A 17886-nucleotide genomic window follows, 5' to 3' on the forward strand; every position below is an offset into this window, starting at 1 on the left:
ACCCAGGATTTAAAACCATTTGGAACGGGGGGAGCATCTGATGTTCTATCGTGAAGCCGGGGATTTCAGCGCCTCATACGAAGAAGACAGCCAGACGTTTCCGATCAAGTTCGACCGGTATCGCTATTATCTGGTGTTGTTCATCGCCATTGCCGTGATCCCGTTTGTGATCAATGACTATTGGGTGAACTCGCTGTTCCTGCCGTTCCTGATCTACGCCATCGCGGCGATCGGGCTGAACATTCTGGTGGGCTATTGCGGGCAGGTGAGCTTGGGGACCGGTGGCTTTATGGCCGTGGGGGCCTATGCCTGCTACAAATTCATGACCGCCTTTCCCGACGTGAGCATGCTGGTGCATGTGTTGCTGTCGGGGCTGGTGACCGCCGGTGTCGGCGTGTTGTTCGGCCTGCCATCGCTGCGGATCAAAGGGTTCTATCTGGCCGTGGCAACGCTGGCGGCGCAGTTCTTTCTGGTCTGGCTCTTCAACCGTGTGCCGTGGTTCTACAACTACTCTGCCTCGGGCCAGATCAGCGCGCCGGAGCGGACATTCTTCGGGATCGAGATCACCGGACCGAATACGCAGGCCTGGGCGACCTATCTGTTCTGCCTGATGTTCGTGATCTTCAGCGCTTATGTGGCACGCAACCTGACCCGTGGGTCGGTGGGACGCAAATGGATGGCGATCCGTGATATGGACATCGCGGCCGAGATCATCGGGGTAAACCCGCTGCGGGCGAAACTGACGGCCTTTGCGGTCAGCTCTTTCTTCATCGGCATCTCGGGGGCGCTGTTCTTTGCGGTCTATCTGGGGGCGGTCGAAGTGGGCGAGGCCTTTGGCATCCAGAAATCGTTCCTTGTGCTCTTTATGATCATCATCGGCGGGCTGGGATCGATCTTTGGCAGCTTTGCCGGGGCCGCGTTCCTTGTCCTCTTGCCGGTTGCGTTGAAAATCGTGGGCGTGGACTGGTTCGGTTGGCCGACGGATATCGTGGCGCATCTGCAGCTTGTGATCGTGGGCGGGTTGATCATCATCTTCCTGATCGCGGAACCGCATGGGCTGGCCCAGTTGTGGCGCGTCGCCAAGGAAAAACTGAGATTGTGGCCCTTCCCGCACTAGGGAAGGACGCATGGCCGGGGGGAGGAGACCCAAGGCCGAAGACGAGACGACCGGGACAACCCGGCAAGATCGGATACATCCAAGGGAGGAAACACCGATGAAACTGAAGATGACTACGTTGGCGCTTGGCGCTGCTCTGGCTGCGGGCCCCGCAATGGCAGAGCTTGTATTCCCGTCGCTCAGCTATCGCACGGGCCCTTATGCGGCAAACGGGATTCCCTTTGCCGACGGCTATGCGGATTACTTCACGCTGCTGAACGAACGTGATGGCGGTATCGGTGGCGAGCCGATCCGGATGATCGAATGTGAAACCGGCTATAACACCGAAAAGGGTGTGGAATGCTATGAAAGCACCAAGGGCGAAGGCGCGCTGGTCTATCAACCGCTGTCCACCGGCATCACCTATCAGCTGATCCCCAAAGCGACGGCAGATGGCATCCCTGTCCACTCTATGGGGTATGGCCGGACGTCGGCCAAAGACGGGTCGGTGTTCAAGAATATCTTCAACTACCCCACCAACTACTGGGACGGCGCTTCGGTCGCGATCAAGCACCTGCTGGATCTGAACGGTGGCAGCCTTGAAGGTAAGAAAATCGCGCTGGTCTATCACAACTCTGCCTACGGCAAAGAGCCGATCCGCACCCTGGAAGAACTGGGCAAAAAGCACGGGTTTGAACTGTCCTTGCTGCCCGTTGACCACCCCGGTCAGGAACAGAAATCCCAGTGGTTGCAGATCCGTCGTGAAAAGCCGGACAATGTGATCATGTACGGTTGGGGTGTGATGAACCAAGTCGCCGTGCAGGAAGCCGCGAACATCCGCTATCCGATGGATCAGTTCATCGGCATCTGGTGGTCCGGTTCCGAGAACGACGTGCGTCCAGCGGGTGACAAAGCCAATGGCTATAAGGCGCTGACGTTCCACAACGTGGGCGATGACTTCCCCGTGTTCGACGACATCCAGAAGTATGTGGTTGATACAGGCAAGGCCGCAGGTGCGGGCGACCAGATCGGGACCGCTTTGTATAACCGTGGCCTTTACGCCGCGATGCTGGCTGCCGAAGCTGCCAAAACGGCGCAAGGTATCCATGACACCAAGGCGCTGACACCGGCGCAGATGCGTGACGGCATGGAAGCACTGGAAATCACCGAAGCCAAGATGGCGGATCTGGGTCTGCCGAACTTTGGGCCAGAGTTCACGGTGTCTTGTGAAAACCACGGCGGTAACGGCTATGGTGCTGTGGCGCAGTGGGATGCTGCTGCCGACAGCTGGAGCCTGATCACCGACTACATCCAGTCGGACCAAGACGTGCTGGCCCCGCTGATAACCGAAGATGCGCAGGCCTTTGCCGCGGAATCCGGTATCGAACCCAGCTGCTAAGCGCAGCCCTTGAACAAGGGCGCGGCGGCATTGTTGCCGCGCCCGACCCCCACGCCACCTAGTGAAAGAGACACCCATGCTGGATGCCACCCCAACGCCCGACGCGCAGGTCGAGACCCTTCTTGAGGTCAATAATATCGAGGTGATCTATAACTCGGTCATTCTGGTGCTGAAGGGCGTGAGCCTGAAGGTGCCCAAGGGCGGTATCACGGCCCTGTTGGGCGGCAATGGCGCGGGCAAGACCACGACGCTCAAGGCGATTTCCAACCTGCTGCATTCCGAACGGGGTGAGGTCACCAAAGGGTCGATCAAATATCGCAATGATCCGGTGCACAAGCTCGACCCCGCAGAGATGGTGAAACGCGGTGTCGTGCAGGTGATGGAGGGACGGCATTGCTTTGAACACCTCACCATCGAAGAGAACCTGTTGACCGGTGCCTATACCCGCAGTGACGGCAAGGCGGCGATCGCGCGGGATCTGGAAATGGTGTACGACTATTTCCCACGGCTGCGCGAACGGCGCAAATCGCAGGCGGGGTATACCTCGGGCGGGGAACAGCAGATGTGCGCCATTGGTCGCGCCCTGATGTCGCGCCCTGAAACGATCCTGCTGGACGAGCCATCGATGGGTCTTGCGCCGCAGTTGGTCGAACAGATTTTCGAGATCGTCAAATCGGTGAATGAAAACGAAGGCGTGACCTTCCTGCTGGCCGAACAGAACACCAACGTTGCCCTGCGCTTTGCGCATTACGGCTATATTCTGGAATCCGGTCGCGTCGTGATGGACGGCCCTGCCGCCGACCTGCGCGAGAACCAGGACGTCAAGGAATTCTACCTTGGCATGTCGGACGAGGGGCGCAAATCCTTCCGCGATGTCCGCAGCTATCGGCGCCGCAAACGCTGGCTCAGCTGATCCAGCGCACGGCCCACAAGTTTTCCATTTCCTGACCACCCAGATGAATTGCGAGTAAGCGACATGGCACAGACGTCCTATTTTGACAGCCTAGAGACCCGCAGCCCCGAGACACGGGCGGCCGATCTTGCCCGGACCTTGCCCGCGCAGATCGCACGGGCGCAGGCGCTGCCGGGCTATGCCGGATCGTTGGACGGGGTCGCGCCAGAGACGATCACCAATGTCGAGGCGCTGGCCGCGCTGCCGGTTCTGCGCAAATCCGAGATCGGGAAACAGCAGGCGCAGTCGGCCCCCTTTGGCGGTTTCACCACCAAACCCGCCCATGCGTTTACCCATATCTTCCAGTCTCCCGGTCCGATCTATGAACCCTCCTCCGACGCGCCGGACTGGTGGCGCATGGGGCGGTTCCTGCATGCGGTGGGGATTGGCGAGGGCGACATCGTCCAGAACTGTTTTGGCTATCACCTGACACCTGCGGGCATGATCTTTGAATCCGGGGCGCGGGCTGTGGGGGCGGCGGTGCTGCCGGCGGGCACCGGGCAGACCGAACTGCAGGTCATTGCCGCGCGCGATATCGGCACGACCGCCTATGCTGGCACGCCGGATTACCTCAAGATCATTCTCGAAAAAGCGGATGAGATGGGGGTGACCCTTGGCATCACCAAGGCTGCCGTTGGCGGGGGCGCGCTGTTCCCGTCCTTGCGCGACTATTACGCAGAGCGGGGGATCACCTGTTTGCAAAGCTATGCGACGGCGGATCTGGGCAATATCGCCTACGAAAGCCCCGCCGCCGAAGGTATGATCGTGGACGAGAATGTAATCATCGAGATCGTGACCCCCGGCACCGGCACCCCCGTCGCTTCGGGCGAGGTGGGCGAGGTCGTCGTGACCACCTTGAACCCCGACTATCCGCTGATCCGTTTCGCCACAGGGGACCTGAGCGCCGTGCTGCCGGGGGCGTCTCCTTGCGGGCGGACCAATATGCGCATCAAGGGCTGGATGGGCCGTGCGGATCAGACCACCAAGATCAAGGGCATGTTCGTACGCCCCGAACAGGTCGCGGCGCTTGTTGCTAATCACCCCGAGGTCACGAAGGCCCGCGTGGTGGCAAGCCGTGCGAATGAACAGGACGTCATGACTGTGCATCTTGAGACGACGGGTGATGACGCGGACAGCTACGGTGCCTCTGTTGCCGCGCTTCTCAAGCTGAAGGGCAAGGTCGTGCTGGCCGCGCCGGGCAGCCTGCCCAACGACGGATTGGTGATCGAAGACCAGCGTAGCTATGACTGACCCGTGCTGAAGGCACGCATCCTGACACCGGAGATTCTGCTGCAAAGGCAGGATCACGCCTTTGCACCTGCGCCGCGCGCTACAATTTTCAGTCATCCCGCTGGTATTTCCGACTGAATTAGTCGAAACCAAGCGCATGACGACACAGGATATCAATACAAGCCCCGCCGCCGTGAAAAGATCGCGGGACGGCGTGCGTTTACTGGCGGGGGTTGCGGTCGCGATTGCGGCGACCTGTGCCTTGCCGATGGTTGCCGTTTTGCTGGCCGCGCTGGTCGGGGGCACCGAGACCGTGCGCCACCTGATCGATACGGTGCTGCTGGGGTACGCGGGCACCACCCTGCTGCTGGTCGCAATGGTGGCCACGGGCACCTTTGCCTTGGGCGTGGGGACCGCGTGGCTGGTGACCATGACCCGCTTCCCCGGTGCCCGCATGCTTGAAATCGCGCTGGTGCTGCCGCTGGCTTTTCCCGCCTATGTGCTGGCCTATGCCTACACGCATATCCTTGACCACCCCGGAATCGTGCAAACGGTGCTGCGTGACGTCACGGGCTGGGGGCCGCGCGACTACTGGTTCCCGGAAATCCGGTCCCTTGGGGGCGCGGCCTTGATGCTGGTGCTGGTGCTTTATCCCTACGTCTACCTCTTGGCGCGCGCCGCGTTCTTGCAGCAATCCGCCACGACGTTTCTGGCAGCACGTGCCTTGGGTAGCAGTGCCTGGGCCGCCTTCTTCAAGGTGAGCCTGCCGCTGGCCCGCCCGGCGATTGCCGCAGGTGTTCTGCTGACCGTCATGGAGACGATCGCCGATTTCGGCACCGTCGCCTATTTCAGTGTGCAGACCTTTGCGACAGGGATCTACACCAGCTGGTTTTCCCTGTTCGACCGCGCTGGTGCGGCCCAGCTTGCACTGTGTTTGCTCAGTTTTGCGCTGTTGCTCGCGATGCTGGAGCGAATCCAGCGCGGCAAGGCGCAATACCACGATCCGGCGCGTCGTGCCGTGGCGATGCCGCCCGCGCAGCTTAAGGGATGGCAGGCCGCCGCCGCGATGCTGGCCTGCGGTATCCCCGTGATCTTTGGGGCGATCCTGCCGGTGATCGTGCTGATCTGGATGGGCATCGGGTCAGAGCAAGACCTGCTGAGCCCGCGCTATCTGGGCTTCATACGCAACTCTGCCACGCTGGCGGGGGTGGCGGCGGTGCTGACCGTTGCCGCTGCGGTCTGCGTGGGGTTCTTCCAGCGGTTGCGTCCGGGCAAGCTGTCGTTCGGTGCGGGCTATATCGCGCGGTTGGGCTATGCGGTGCCGGGCGGGGTGATTGCCGTGGGGCTGATGGTGCCCTTTGCGACTTTTGATAACCAGCTTGATGCCTGGATGCGCAGCACCTTCGACATATCGACCGGCCTGCTGGTGACGGGCTCGATCTGGCTGCTCGTCGCCGCCTATATGGTACGCTTCCTTGCGGCGGCTCTGGGGGCGTATGAGGGCGGGCAGGCGATGGTGCATGCCAATATGGACTCTGCCGCACGGTCATTGGGGGAAACCCCTGTGGGCACGCTGCGCCGTGTGCATCTACCGATCCTGTCGCCAAGCCTGCTGACCGCGCTGCTGATCGTTTTCGTCGATGTGATGAAAGAGCTGCCCGCAACGCTAATCATGCGGCCATTCAACTACGACACGCTGGCAGTACAGGCCTACCGGCTGGCAAGCGACGAGCGGCTGGACGGGGCGGCGGTGCCAAGCCTTGTGATCGTGGCAATGGGATTGCTGCCCGTGATCCTGATCTGCCGTCAGGTCGGACGGCAGAAATAAACATTTCCCTTTGCGCATGAAAAAACCGCACCGGCCCGGGGCCGATGCGGTTCAATGTCATGTCTCTGCCGTGGCAGGCTGGGATTATTCCCAGCCAACCGCGTTAAAGATTTTCTGTGCTGTCGGGATGTTCTTGGCCACTTCGGACAGGTTCACCTCGTCTGCTTTAAACGTGCCCAGCTTCTCGACCGAGTCCGCAAGCTCTACGCCTTCGACGGCGGGGAATTCGTCGTTCCCTGCAGAGAAGTAGGACTGCGCGCTGTCGGAGGACAGATACTCGAGGAACTTGACCGCATTGTCACGGTTTGGCGCATTGGCTGCAACACCGGCACCCGACAGGTTCATGTGCGCGCCGTTGCCTTCCTGGTCGGGGAACACCAGACCGATTTTATCCAGATCGGCGCTCAGCCCGTCTACTTCGGTGCGGATGGCACGGGCAAAGTAGTAGGAGTTCGAGACGGAGATTTCGCATTCGCCCGATACCAGACCGCGCAGCTGGTCGGTGTCACCGCCCTGTGGTGCACGTGCCATGTTGTTCACAACGCCCTGTGCCCATTCGGTGGCTTTCTCTTCGCCATGGTGCGTGACCAACGCCGCCAGCAGGGTCTGGTTGTAGGAGTTCGTGGAGGAACGGATGCAGACCTGACCTTCATAGGCAGGATCGGCAAGATCCAGATAGTTCTGTGGCGGGTTGTCTACAGCGTCCTTGCTGTAAAAGATAATCCGCGCGCGCTGCGAAAAGCCGAACCAGTCGTTGTCGGCGTCTTGCAGGTTGCTGGGGATACGCTCTTCGAGGATGTCGCTATCAACGGATTGCAGCAGGCCCATTTCCTTGGCGCGGCTCAGGCGGCTGGTGTCGACGGTGATCAGAACGTCCGCGGGGGAGTTCGCACCCTCGGCTTCCATACGCGCCAGCAGCTCGTCTGCTTTGCCTTCGATGCGGTTGATGGTGATGCCGGTCTGCTCGGTAAAGTCGGAATACAGACGTTCGTCTGTGTCGTAGTGACGCGAGGAGTAGAGGTTCAGCTGCCCTTCGGCCATTGCTGGCATCGCAACTGTGGCCATCAAGGCGGCCGTGAAAGCGGATTTCGTCAGAGTCATCAGGTGACCTCCATCTGTGTAAAACTTATAAAAAGAGTAAGAAACAGATTTGAGGGCTGATATCAAGGAATACTTGAGTGAATTAATAGGACAAGCGTCTTGCCGCGTGGGGGCGGCAAGACGCGCGGGATTAGTCGCCGATTTTGTCCTGAGTCTTTGTATCAAAATCGCTGGCATCGTGCCGTTCGTGCAGCTGCATTTCGGGCTCGCCGAAGGCGCGGTTGACCATGCGGCCCCGTTGCACGGCAGGGCGGGCGTCGATCTTCTTGGCCCATTTCATCAGGTTTTCGTAGGAGTCCACATTCAGGAACTCTGCTGCGTCATAGAGACGGCCCAGAACCAGCTGCCCGTACCATGCCCAGATCGCCATATCCGCGATCGAATATTCGCCCGCCATATATTCGTTATCGGCAAGGTGACGATCGAGCACGTCAAGCTGGCGCTTGGTCTCCATCGCGAAACGGTCGATGCAGTACTTAATTTTGACCGGCGCATAGGCGTAGAAATGGCCGAAGCCGCCGCCAAGATAGGGCGCGCTGCCCATTTGCCAGAACAGCCACGACATACATTCGGTGCGCTGGCTCGGGTCTTTGGGGATGAATGCGCCGAATTTCTCGGCCAGATGCAGCATGATCGACCCGGATTCAAACAGGCGCTGCGGCGCGTCGCCGGACCGGTCCATCATCGCGGGAATTTTGGAGTTCGGGTTGATGTCGACAAAGCCGGATCCGAATTGATCCCCTTCGCCGATGTTGATCAGCCACGCGTCATATTCGGCACCCTTGTGCCCGGCGGCCAGTAGTTCTTCCAGCAGCACGGTGACTTTGACGCCATTGGGCGTCGCGAGGGAGTAAAGCTGATAGGGATGTTTGCCGACCGGCAGCTCTTTGTCTGCGGTGGGGCCTGCGATGGGGCGGTTGATATTGGCGAATTTACCGCCATTGCCGGGTTCCCACTCCCATACGGCGGGTGGGGTGTAGTCGGGCAGATCGGTCATGAGATCCCTTTCAGTTCGTCTGATGAAGTCTGAAGAGAACCTAAGCGGTATTGGGGGGATCGCAAGAGGTCAGCACAGATTGGCTGGGACAGGGGGGAGGCGCGGTTGACGGCGGCCCAAACGAAAAAAGCCGCCCCAGAAGGAGCGGCTTTTCATCAAATGCGCGGGAAGCTTAACCCTGACGGGCTTTGAAACGGCGCTGCGTTTTGTTGATTACGTAAACGCGGCCTTTGCGACGCACAACGCGGCAGTCACGGTGCCGGTTCTTGAGCGAGCGGAGCGAATTGCGAACCTTCATGGTCGTTCTCCTGTGTCGTGGCGCGGGCCAGCGCCGGGTTGCGGGCAGTTCAGCGAATGCTGAACCATGAATTAGGTGGTGGGCGATACTGGGATCGAACCAGTGACCCCTTCGATGTCAACGAAGTGCTCTACCGCTGAGCTAATCACCCCCTATGTAGCACGAAATTTGCACCCCAAACCAAATCGGGGCGCGAGATATTCGCGCCGGTAGCGGGGTCTATAAATAGAGTCGGAGGCATGATCAAGGGGTTTTGGCTTTGTAAAAACATGCGCTATGATCATTCTTGAAAGGTGCAACAATGCCACACATCGCCTACGAAGTCGTTCGCCCCGATCAAGCCCGTTCCTGCGCGGTGTTTGCATCCCCTCATTCAGGGCGGAATTACAGCTTTTCCTTCCTGCGGTCCACGGTGTTGGACGGGCATAGTATACGCTCGTCAGAGGACGCGTTTGTTGACCTTTTGTTTAATTCTGCCCCCCATTTCGGGGCTCCGTTTCTGATGGCGGGGGCCCCTCGTGCGTTCCTTGATCTGAACCGGTCCCGAGACGAGCTTGACCCGGCCCTGATCGAAGGGGTTCGGCGGCAGGCGCATAACCCGCGGGTTGCCTCCGGATTGGGGGTTATTCCGCGTGTCGTGGCAAACGGGCGGTCGATTTATCAGGGCAAATTAACGCTTGATGAAGCCCGTGCGCGAATCGCCACCTATTGGGTGCCGTACCACGATATGTTGCAAAGCCTGCTTAACGACGCGCGGGCGGATCACGGGCAGGCGATCTTGGTGGATTGCCATTCGATGCCGCACGAGGCGATGGACGGCGTCGCGCGTATGGGGTTGAAACGGCCTGAAGTGGTCTTGGGTGACCGGTTCGGCGCGGCAGCCAGCAGCGATGTTGTGGATCAGATAGAGGCCGCTTTCGTCAAGGCAGGGTTCACGGTCACACGCAATACGCCGTTCGCGGGGGCCTATATCACGCAGGCTTACGGTCGTCCGGCACGGGGGCAGCATGCGGTACAGGTCGAATTGGACCGGTCGCTGTATATGAACGAATCTCTGGTGCGCCCCAACGGTGATTTCGAGGATGTCCAAAAAGCGCTTCGCGGCGTTGTGGCAGAGATTGCGCGGATCCGTCCAGAAAGCCTCGCCCTTGCGGCGGAGTGATCAGCGCAGCGCACGCCCCTTGACGATTGCCTTGTCTCCGAACCGGTTGCGGATGGCATCTGTTGCCCGCTCTGCCTGACCCCGGCGGGCGGCATCCGGGTCCAGCAGGTCGCCCGCGGTATCGGCACCGTCAGCCGCGCTCAGGTCCGAAATGCCACACCCGAGCAGCCGGAAAGGCCCCGGTTCACCAAGCTGGTCAAACAGCCCGCGCGCTGTGCGGTAGATGCGGTCGGCCAGTTGCGTCGGGTCATACAGCGACACCCGCCGCGTGATCAGCGAGAAATCGGCCCGTTTGAGCTTGAGCACGACAACGCGGCCGGCAAGGTCTTTGGCCTTGGCGCGGTCCGCCACCTTTTGCGCCATGCGCCACAGATGCCCGTCCAGCAGGTCAGGGTCGGAGGTGTCTTCGTTGAAGGTGGTTTCGTTGCTGATGGATTTCATCGGTTCATGCGCGGAAACACGGCGGTTGTCTTGGCCGCGTGCCAGATGCCAGAGGCGGTCGCCCATACTGCCGAAACGCGCGATCAGGTCGGTCCTTTCCCATCGCAGCAGGTCCGCGAAGGTCTGGATGCCGGCCTTGTTGAGGGATCCAAGCGTTGCCGCGCCCACGCCCCAGATCATGCTCACCGGTTTGTCGTTCAGAAACTGTTGTGTTTCTGCCTTGCCGATCACTGAAAACCCGTGCGGCTTATCAAGGTCAGAGGCGACTTTGGCCAGAAACTTGTTGTGTGACAGCCCGATTGATCCGGTCAGCCCCAGTTCGACCTTCATGCGACGCACCAGTCGTGCAAGCATCACGGCAGGGGGTGCCCCGTGAAGCTTGGTCGTGCCGGTCATGTCCAGAAACGCCTCGTCCAGCGACAGCGGCTGCAGGGCGGGGGTGAGCTCTTCCATCATGGCGCGGATCGCGCGGGAGGCTTCGACATATGCATCCATGCGTGGCTTGATGATGATCGCTTCGGGGCAGAGTTTCAGCGCCTGGAACATCGGCATGGCGGACCGGACCCCTTTGATCCGCGCGATATAGCAGGCGGTCGACACGACCCCACGGCGTCCGCCCCCGATGATTACGGGCTTGCCATTCAGCGCCGGATTGTCGCGTTTCTCTACGGAGGCGTAGAAGGCATCGCAATCCATATGGGCGATGGATAGGTCGAATAATTCGGGATGCGACGAGATACGCGGGCTGCCGCAGGCAGAGCACCGGCGCGCGGGCGCGATTTCGGACAGGCAGTCTCGGCAGAGTGCGGGCATGGCGGTCAAGTAGGGTTAAGGGCTGGTTAACGCAAGTCTACCCGATCACACGCGACTTCGCCATGCACATACGTGCAGCGTCGAGTAGAGGGGGGAAAGCGGATGCGAGGTGGGGCAAAGAAAGACCCCCGCCTGAAGCGGGGGGAGGTGACGGACTTCAGGAAGAACCAGCCCGTCGGGGAGTATCACCAAAGTAAGGTTGCCATATGAATGTCATAAAACATACACGGAACTTCCAGTTGCTGGCAGCCAGTTCATGTTTGTTACCGATTTATCACATAGGCGAAAATGCGCTATTTGTTGGGTTTCGCGTATTTCGGCGGCGTTTAGGGCAGCTCTGCCAGCACCGCGCGGGCGGCAGCCGCGGGGTCTTCGGCCTGCCAGATCGGGCGACCAACGACGATGTGATCCGCCCCGTCCAAGATCGCCTGACCCGGTGTTGCCACGCGTTTCTGGTCGCCAAGGGTCGCCCCGCTTGGTCGCACGCCGGGGGTGACGATCAGCTTGCCGTTGGCCTCGGGTAGGGCACGGATCAGGGCCGCCTCTTGCGGGGAGGCGATGACGCCGTCAGCACCAGCCTCCAGCGCGCGCGCGGCACGGGTCTGGACCAGATCGGGGATATCGCCCGACTGGATCATCGCCGCGTCCAGATCGTTGCGGTCCAGGGATGTCAGGATGGTCACCGCCAAAATCTTGGTGCGGGATCCTGCGGCCCCTTCCATCGCGGCGCGGACAACATGGGGGTCACCGTGCACGGTCAGAAAATCGAGGTCGAACTGCGCTAGCCCGCGCACCGCTGCTTCGACTGTCGCGCTGATATCGAACAGTTTCATGTCCAGAAAAATGCGTTTGCCGTGTTCCTGGATCAGCTCGTTCGCAAGCGCCAGGCCGCCGCCCGTCAACATGCCCAGACCAATTTTGTAAAAGCTCACCGCGTCGCCCAGCTTTTGGGTCAGTTCAAGGCCGGCAACAGCGTGGGGGACATCAAGGGCAACGATCAGGCGGTCATCTGACATGGGGCGGGCTCCGAAGTGATGAGATTTGGCAAACGCCGGAGGCTTACGGTGTTCGACCTGACATGTCTATGAAAACAGGGACCGCGCAAAGAAAAAGGCCCGGGCAGCGCAATCGCTGTCCGGGCGAGTATCAGAGACGTGCAGGCAGGCAGTTGTCTCTGGATTGGGCGGGACACGCGCCGGGACGGGCGCGCAGGCAGTTCCGCCGAAACCGTAAATCAGGCGGCGCGAAGGCCGGGAAGGTTGGCGACATGGCGCAACCAGGCTTTTGGATCGAACCGAGGACGGCCGCTGCGTTGTGCGGGCTTCTGGGCGCGGATCTCGGAATACATGCCGCCGCGGCTCGTATGGCGACGCTCGGCTTGTTTGGTCAGGCCTTTGGCAGCTTGATCAAAGGACATCGTCATCGGCGCGTTGATGGCGCAGGCATATTTGCGGGACCGATCGCCATCGTGGACGGTGACCAAAGCTTCAAAGCATTGCTCTGCCGCGTTGTAGATAACGTCGTTCATCTGGATCTGGCGCGTCTGCATGTTCGTACCTCAAGAATTTGTTGTACTGATTAAAGTCGGCTCGATTTGTTTTCGTTCATCTGCCAGTACAACGTATGTGTGACTAAATGGTTCCACTGGGGTGCATCCGTCATGTGGATAAATATAAATTTTCGCCTAAAATCAGTCAATTAACATTTTTGTAATTAATTCTTGCCATGAGCGACAAATTGCGAAACTGCATTTTTCTTGTGGGATTCCAATGTGTTCGCAATGTGGCGAAATCCCACCAGTCTGACAAATAATCTTAAAAGGTGTATGTTTTCTGTTGACGTATTTGTGAGGCAACTCTCTTGAATCCCTTCCTTCTGTCCCCAAATTCTATCCCGAGGATCACGCCATGATGTGCTGCAAAGCAGGCATCTTCTTTGTGGTCGCTTTAAGAAAAGGAGAAGCTCATGGACTTGAGCAAGTTCACAGAACGGTCGCGCGGCTTTATTCAGGCTGCGCAAACAATCGCGACGCGTGAAAGCCACCAACGGCTGACGCCGGAGCATTTATTGAAAGCACTGCTGGATGACGACCAAGGGCTGGCGAGCAATCTGATTGCTGCTGCCGGTGGCGATCCTGCACGTGTGGCTGAAACCCTGACGCTGTCTTTGGGCAAGCTGCCCAAGGTGTCGGGCGACGCCGCGCAGGTATACCTTGATAATGCCACCGCAAAGGTGCTGGCCGAAGCAGAGACACTGGCCAAAAAAGCGGGCGACAGCTTTGTGCCGGTCGAACGCGTGCTGATGGCACTCGCGATGGTGAAATCCGGTGCGAAAACCGCGTTGGATGCGGGCAAGGTCACCGCACAGGGGTTGAACGCCGCTATCAATGATATCCGGAAAGGGCGCACGGCTGATACGGCCAGTGCGGAAGACGGGTATGAGGCGCTCAAGAAATACAGCCTTGATCTGACGGAACGTGCCCGCGAAGGCAAAATCGACCCGATCATCGGTCGGGACGAGGAAATTCGTCGCGCCATGCAGGTGTTGAGCCGCCGTACCAAGAACAACCCGGTGCTGATTGGTGAGCCCGGCGTGGGTAAAACCGCGATTGCCGAGGGGCTTGCCCTGCGGATCGTGGATGGCGATGTGCCCGAATCCCTGCGCAACAAACGCTTGCTGGCGCTGGATATGGGCGCGCTGATTGCCGGCGCGAAGTATCGTGGCGAGTTCGAAGAACGGTTGAAAGCCGTCCTGACCGAAGTCACCGAAGCCGCGGGCGAGGTGATCCTGTTCATTGACGAGATGCACACGCTGGTTGGTGCCGGTAAGGCGGACGGCGCGATGGACGCGGCCAACCTCATCAAACCGGCGTTGGCGCGGGGTGAATTGCACTGCGTTGGTGCGACGACCTTGGACGAATACCGTAAGTATGTCGAAAAAGACGCAGCACTTGCCCGTCGGTTCCAGCCTGTGATGGTCAGCGAACCTACGGTCGAGGATACGGTGTCGATCCTGCGAGGCATTAAGGAGAAGTACGAGCTGCACCACGGGGTGCGGATCAGCGACTCTGCCCTTGTGGCGGCGGCGACCCTGTCGCATCGCTATATCACGGATCGTTTCCTGCCCGACAAGGCAATCGACCTTGTGGACGAGGCCGCGAGCCGTCTGCGGATGGAAGTCGACAGCAAACCAGAAGAGCTGGATGCGCTGGACCGTCAGATCATGCAGCTTCAGATCGAAGCCGAGGCGTTGAAGAAAGAGGATGACGCTGCCAGCAAGGACCGCTTGGACAAGTTGGAGAAAGAGCTGGGGGATCTGCAGGAAAAGGCCGATGCCATGACCGCGCAGTGGCAGGGCGAACGTGATCGCCTTGAGGGCGCGCGCGAGCTGAAAGAGCAGCTGGACCGTGCCCGCGCCGAGCTTGAGATCGCCAAGCGCGAAGGCAACCTCGCCAAAGCGGGGGAGCTTTCCTATGGCGTGATCCCGCAGCTTGAACGCAAACTGGGCGAGGCCGAAGAGAACGAAGCCGACGTGATGGTCGAAGAGGCCGTGCGCCCGGACCAGATCGCCAGCGTCGTCGAACGTTGGACGGGTATCCCCGCGGGTCGTATGCTGGAAGGCGAGCGGGACAAGTTGCTGCGCATGGAAGACCAGTTGCACAACCGTGTCATTGGTCAGAACCTCGCCGTCAAAGCTGTGTCGAACGCGGTGCGCCGTGCGCGTGCTGGCCTGAACGACGAGGCCCGCCCCTTGGGCAGCTTCCTGTTCCTCGGGCCGACTGGTGTCGGTAAGACCGAGCTGACCAAGGCCGTGGCCGAATTCCTGTTCGACGACGAGAACGCGATGGTGCGGATCGACATGTCTGAGTTCATGGAGAAACATGCCGTGGCCCGTCTGATCGGCGCGCCTCCCGGGTATGTTGGCTATGACGAAGGTGGCGTATTGACCGAAGCCGTGCGGCGCAGACCCTATCAGGTCGTGCTGTTCGATGAGGTCGAGAAGGCGCACCCCGACGTGTTCAACGTGTTGCTGCAGGTCTTGGATGATGGTGTACTGACGGATGGTCAGGGCCGTAAGGTCGACTTCAAGCAGACGCTGATCGTGCTGACCAGCAACCTTGGGGCGCAAGCGCTGAGCCAGTTGCCCGAAGGGGGCGACATGGCGCAGGCGAAACGGGATGTGATGGATGCGGTGCGGGCTCACTTCCGCCCCGAGTTCCTGAACCGACTGGATGAAACGGTGATCTTTGACCGCTTGGCACGTGCCGACATGGCGGGGATCGTCGACATTCAGGTGAACCGTCTGCTGAAGCGTCTCGCCGGTCGCAAGATCGGGTTGGAGTTGGACGAAGCTGCGCGCAAGTGGCTCGCCGACGAAGGCTATGATCCGGTGTTCGGGGCGCGTCCGCTGAAGCGGGTGATCCAGCGTGCATTGCAAGACCCGCTGGCCGAGATGATCCTGGCCGGTGACGTGCTGGATGGGGATCTTATCCCGGTGCAGGCTGGTGCCGAAGGGCTGATCATCGGCGACCGCGTGGCTGCCAGCAACCGCGCCAAACCGGACGAAGCGACCGTCCACTAGGTACATAGTATATAGTGTGGTGATGTGATCGGGCAGGGCCGGGGGAAACCTCGGCCCTGTTCGCATGTGTTGCCCTGACATTCCGGTGTGTCTCCTGAAATGTAGCGGATTGCATTTGGTCGGCGCGACAACCCGCAGTAGGCTACCCATGTATATTGGTAAGGAGCGCCTGTTATGGCCTATCGCTGGATCAACACACTCACGGATAAAGACGTCACCCCGCATGCTGCATTTATGAATCGGCGTCAGATCATGGGGGGCGCTTTGGCGGGGATCGGGTTGGCCGGTATCGCGGGGCGCACCTCTGCCGCGCCGGAGGGGTTAGAGCCGAACAGTTATGAAGATATCACCAGTTACAATAACTACTATGAATTCGGCACCGGTAAGGACGACCCCGCCAGATACGCGGACCGTCTGACGATTGAACCCTGGACGGTGCAGATTGACGGGCTGGTCGACAAGCCCGGTGCCTATGGGTTCGACGACATCATGCAACAGATGACGATCGAAGAGCGTATCTATCGTTTTCGCTGTGTCGAGGCGTGGTCAATGGTGGTCCCGTGGAACGGGTTCGAGCTGGCGGACCTGCTGAATATGGCCGGTGTGCAGTCCGGCGCGAAATACGTCTCCTTCGAGACTGCGCTGCGTCCTGATGAAATGCCCGGCGTCGCCTATAATGTGCTCGACTGGCCCTACGTCGAAGGGTTGCGTCTGGACGAAGCGATGCACCCGCTGACGATTATGGCAACCGGCATCTATGGCAAGGACATCCCGAAACAGAACGGCGCACCGCTGCGGTTGGTCGTGCCTTGGAAATATGGCTACAAGTCGATCAAATCCGTGGTGCGGATCACCCTCACGGATACTCAGCCCCCGACCAGTTGGAACAAGGCGAATGCCGGGGAGTACGGCTTCTACAGTAATGTGAACCCCGAGGTCGATCACCCCCGTTGGTCGCAGGCCAGCGAAAGGGTCATCGGTGGCGGTCTTTTCTCCAAGCGGATCCCGACGCTGATGTTCAACGGGTACGAGGCCGAGGTCGCGGAGCTCTATGCCGGTATGGACCTGAGCAAGGATATCTAAGCCTGTGCCCTCTATAGAAGTGAGCAGGCCGGTATGATCGACCGCCTGAATACCATCGCGCGACGTGTTCCCACATGGGTCGTATATATAGTGGGGCTTCTGCCAATCCCGTGGTTGCTGTTTCAGGCACAGACCGGCGGGCTGGGGGCGGAGCCGATCAAGGCGTTGGAAAAAGAGCTGGGGTTGCTGGCCTTGCAACTGTTGATCGCCGGGTTGGCGATCACGCCCGCGCGGCGCTACCTTCGGCTGAACCTCATCAAGTTTCGCCGCGCCCTGGGATTGCTCGCCTTTATATATGTCTCGCTGCACCTGTTGGTATGGCTGGTGCTGGACGTCGGGATCCTGTCGCAGATCTGGGCCGACATTCTGAAGCGCCCGTATATCACGATCGGCATGGCGGGTTTTGCTTGTCTTGTCCCCCTGGCGGCCACATCGAACAACTTCTCGATCCGCAAGCTGGGGGCCACGTGGCGCAAGCTGCACCGGTTAACCTATCTGGCTGCAATTCTGGCTGGGGTGCACTTCATCTGGCTGGTCAAAGGTTTCCAGATCGAACCTCTCCTCTATATGGCGGCGATTCTGGCTTTGCTGGTCCTACGACTTCCTAAACGGCGCTGATTCCGAATCCGGTCGGTGGCTCGGGCCGGGGACTGTGCCGGATTCGGACCGGGGGAGGGGGAAACAATCCACATTCGCGATGCGAGTCTGTGGATAACCCGCGCGGGCGTAAGTGATGCGGGGCAATGACGTGTTAGCGTGCGAAATAAAGCTGCGCAAAACGCCAGACTCGCGGAATTTTCAAAAATCAAACCGTTGTTTTTATAGGAAAATTCGGAAAGTAGCGAAAAACTGTCATAATCCGAAAAAAGGGGTTGCGGGTATTTGGAACAAACCTTAGAACGCCC

The 17886-nt window shown here is 59.7% G+C and carries 15 protein-coding genes and 1 tRNA gene; 9 read left to right on the forward strand and 7 right to left on the reverse strand.

Going from position 1 to position 17886, the window contains the following annotated elements:
* Window positions 1–40 precede the first annotated feature (40 nt).
* The 5 genes from B4F27_RS02825 (at window position 41) to B4F27_RS02845 (ending at window position 6505) form a co-directional block, all read left to right on the forward strand.
* Window positions 41–1117 carry a branched-chain amino acid ABC transporter permease gene (locus B4F27_RS02825; protein WP_005850182.1) on the forward strand — a complete coding sequence of 359 codons (1077 nt, stop codon included), beginning with the start codon at window positions 41–43 and terminating at the stop codon, window positions 1115–1117.
* A gap of 97 nt (window positions 1118–1214) precedes the next feature.
* Window positions 1215–2495, forward strand: a complete 1281-nt coding sequence (locus B4F27_RS02830) for an ABC transporter substrate-binding protein (protein ID WP_009825439.1) — start codon at window positions 1215–1217, stop codon at window positions 2493–2495.
* Window positions 2496–2571: 76 nt separating this feature from the next.
* A complete protein-coding gene (locus B4F27_RS02835; protein ID WP_037942846.1) occupies window positions 2572–3408 on the forward strand; it encodes an ABC transporter ATP-binding protein in 837 nt (278 codons plus the stop codon).
* Between the two features lie 63 nt (window positions 3409–3471).
* Entirely contained in the window at window positions 3472–4698 is a 1227-nt protein-coding gene (locus B4F27_RS02840; RefSeq protein ID WP_286758799.1) for a phenylacetate--CoA ligase family protein, read from the forward strand.
* Between the two features lie 136 nt (window positions 4699–4834).
* On the forward strand, window positions 4835–6505 hold the full coding sequence (locus B4F27_RS02845) for an ABC transporter permease (protein ID WP_286758800.1): 1671 nt from the start codon (window positions 4835–4837) through the stop codon (window positions 6503–6505).
* Window positions 6506–6589: 84 nt separating this feature from the next.
* Here B4F27_RS02845 and B4F27_RS02850 read toward each other — a convergent pair whose 3' ends face one another.
* The 4 genes from B4F27_RS02850 to B4F27_RS02865 all read right to left on the reverse strand — a co-directional run bounded on the left by B4F27_RS02850 (window position 6590) and on the right by B4F27_RS02865 (window position 9052).
* Complete coding sequence (locus B4F27_RS02850; RefSeq protein ID WP_286758801.1) at window positions 6590–7606, reverse strand: Fe(3+) ABC transporter substrate-binding protein; 1017 nt, start codon at window positions 7604–7606, stop codon at window positions 6590–6592.
* A gap of 130 nt (window positions 7607–7736) precedes the next feature.
* Complete coding sequence (gene yghU / locus B4F27_RS02855; protein ID WP_286758802.1) at window positions 7737–8603, reverse strand: glutathione-dependent disulfide-bond oxidoreductase; 867 nt, start codon at window positions 8601–8603, stop codon at window positions 7737–7739.
* A 172-nt stretch (window positions 8604–8775) separates the two neighbouring features.
* Window positions 8776–8901 (reverse strand): type B 50S ribosomal protein L36, encoded by a 126-nt coding sequence (ykgO, locus tag B4F27_RS02860; RefSeq protein WP_005850168.1) that lies wholly within the window; start codon window positions 8899–8901, stop codon window positions 8776–8778.
* Between the two features lie 76 nt (window positions 8902–8977).
* Window positions 8978–9052 (reverse strand) — tRNA-Val (locus tag B4F27_RS02865).
* 150 nt (window positions 9053–9202) lie between these two features.
* On the opposite strand from B4F27_RS02865, the gene B4F27_RS02870 reads away from it, so the two are divergent.
* The gene (locus B4F27_RS02870; protein ID WP_005850159.1) at window positions 9203–10063 is read left to right on the forward strand and encodes an N-formylglutamate amidohydrolase; all 861 of its coding nucleotides are present in this window, start codon (window positions 9203–9205) and stop codon (window positions 10061–10063) included.
* On the opposite strand, the gene B4F27_RS02875 is transcribed toward B4F27_RS02870, so the two are convergent.
* The 3 genes from B4F27_RS02875 to B4F27_RS02885 all read right to left on the reverse strand — a co-directional run bounded on the left by B4F27_RS02875 (window position 10064) and on the right by B4F27_RS02885 (window position 12866).
* Complete coding sequence (locus tag B4F27_RS02875; protein WP_180828299.1) at window positions 10064–11317, reverse strand: DNA polymerase IV; 1254 nt, start codon at window positions 11315–11317, stop codon at window positions 10064–10066.
* Window positions 11318–11643: 326 nt separating this feature from the next.
* Window positions 11644–12333, reverse strand: a complete 690-nt coding sequence (gene pyrF, locus B4F27_RS02880; protein ID WP_286758803.1) for an orotidine-5'-phosphate decarboxylase — start codon at window positions 12331–12333, stop codon at window positions 11644–11646.
* A 218-nt stretch (window positions 12334–12551) separates the two neighbouring features.
* The gene (locus tag B4F27_RS02885; RefSeq protein WP_005850153.1) at window positions 12552–12866 is read right to left on the reverse strand and encodes a hypothetical protein; all 315 of its coding nucleotides are present in this window, start codon (window positions 12864–12866) and stop codon (window positions 12552–12554) included.
* Window positions 12867–13282: 416 nt separating this feature from the next.
* Between B4F27_RS02885 and clpB the strand changes: the two genes are divergently transcribed.
* The 3 genes from clpB (at window position 13283) to msrQ (ending at window position 17599) form a co-directional block, all read left to right on the forward strand.
* Window positions 13283–15898 (forward strand): ATP-dependent chaperone ClpB, encoded by a 2616-nt coding sequence (clpB, locus tag B4F27_RS02890; RefSeq protein WP_286758804.1) that lies wholly within the window; start codon window positions 13283–13285, stop codon window positions 15896–15898.
* A gap of 174 nt (window positions 15899–16072) precedes the next feature.
* The gene (msrP, locus tag B4F27_RS02895; protein ID WP_005850149.1) at window positions 16073–16981 is read left to right on the forward strand and encodes a protein-methionine-sulfoxide reductase catalytic subunit MsrP; all 909 of its coding nucleotides are present in this window, start codon (window positions 16073–16075) and stop codon (window positions 16979–16981) included.
* Window positions 16982–17014: 33 nt separating this feature from the next.
* Window positions 17015–17599 (forward strand): protein-methionine-sulfoxide reductase heme-binding subunit MsrQ, encoded by a 585-nt coding sequence (gene msrQ / locus B4F27_RS02900; protein ID WP_037942857.1) that lies wholly within the window; start codon window positions 17015–17017, stop codon window positions 17597–17599.
* Window positions 17600–17886 lie beyond the last annotated feature (287 nt).

Origin of the sequence: Sulfitobacter sp. UBA1132, from assembly GCF_002311545.1 — a bacterium.
Lineage (GTDB): Bacteria > Pseudomonadota > Alphaproteobacteria > Rhodobacterales > Rhodobacteraceae > Sulfitobacter > Sulfitobacter pontiacus.

Bases quoted from the DNA above. Each gene is read 5' to 3' on its own strand.
- B4F27_RS02825 (WP_005850182.1), top strand. From the start codon at position 41: ATGTTCTATCGTGAAGCCGGGGATTTCAGCGCCTCATACGAAGAAGAC.
- B4F27_RS02830 (WP_009825439.1), top strand. From the start codon at position 1,215: ATGAAACTGAAGATGACTACGTTGGCGCTTGGCGCTGCTCTGGCTGCG.
- B4F27_RS02835 (WP_037942846.1), top strand. From the start codon at position 2,572: ATGCTGGATGCCACCCCAACGCCCGACGCGCAGGTCGAGACCCTTCTT.
- B4F27_RS02840 (WP_286758799.1), top strand. From the start codon at position 3,472: ATGGCACAGACGTCCTATTTTGACAGCCTAGAGACCCGCAGCCCCGAG.
- B4F27_RS02845 (WP_286758800.1), top strand. From the start codon at position 4,835: ATGACGACACAGGATATCAATACAAGCCCCGCCGCCGTGAAAAGATCG.
- B4F27_RS02850 (WP_286758801.1), bottom strand. From the start codon at position 7,606: ATGACTCTGACGAAATCCGCTTTCACGGCCGCCTTGATGGCCACAGTT.
- yghU (WP_286758802.1), bottom strand. From the start codon at position 8,603: ATGACCGATCTGCCCGACTACACCCCACCCGCCGTATGGGAGTGGGAA.
- ykgO (WP_005850168.1), bottom strand. From the start codon at position 8,901: ATGAAGGTTCGCAATTCGCTCCGCTCGCTCAAGAACCGGCACCGTGAC.
- B4F27_RS02870 (WP_005850159.1), top strand. From the start codon at position 9,203: ATGCCACACATCGCCTACGAAGTCGTTCGCCCCGATCAAGCCCGTTCC.
- B4F27_RS02875 (WP_180828299.1), bottom strand. From the start codon at position 11,317: ATGCCCGCACTCTGCCGAGACTGCCTGTCCGAAATCGCGCCCGCGCGC.
- pyrF (WP_286758803.1), bottom strand. From the start codon at position 12,333: ATGTCAGATGACCGCCTGATCGTTGCCCTTGATGTCCCCCACGCTGTT.
- B4F27_RS02885 (WP_005850153.1), bottom strand. From the start codon at position 12,866: ATGCAGACGCGCCAGATCCAGATGAACGACGTTATCTACAACGCGGCA.
- clpB (WP_286758804.1), top strand. From the start codon at position 13,283: ATGGACTTGAGCAAGTTCACAGAACGGTCGCGCGGCTTTATTCAGGCT.
- msrP (WP_005850149.1), top strand. From the start codon at position 16,073: ATGGCCTATCGCTGGATCAACACACTCACGGATAAAGACGTCACCCCG.
- msrQ (WP_037942857.1), top strand. From the start codon at position 17,015: ATGATCGACCGCCTGAATACCATCGCGCGACGTGTTCCCACATGGGTC.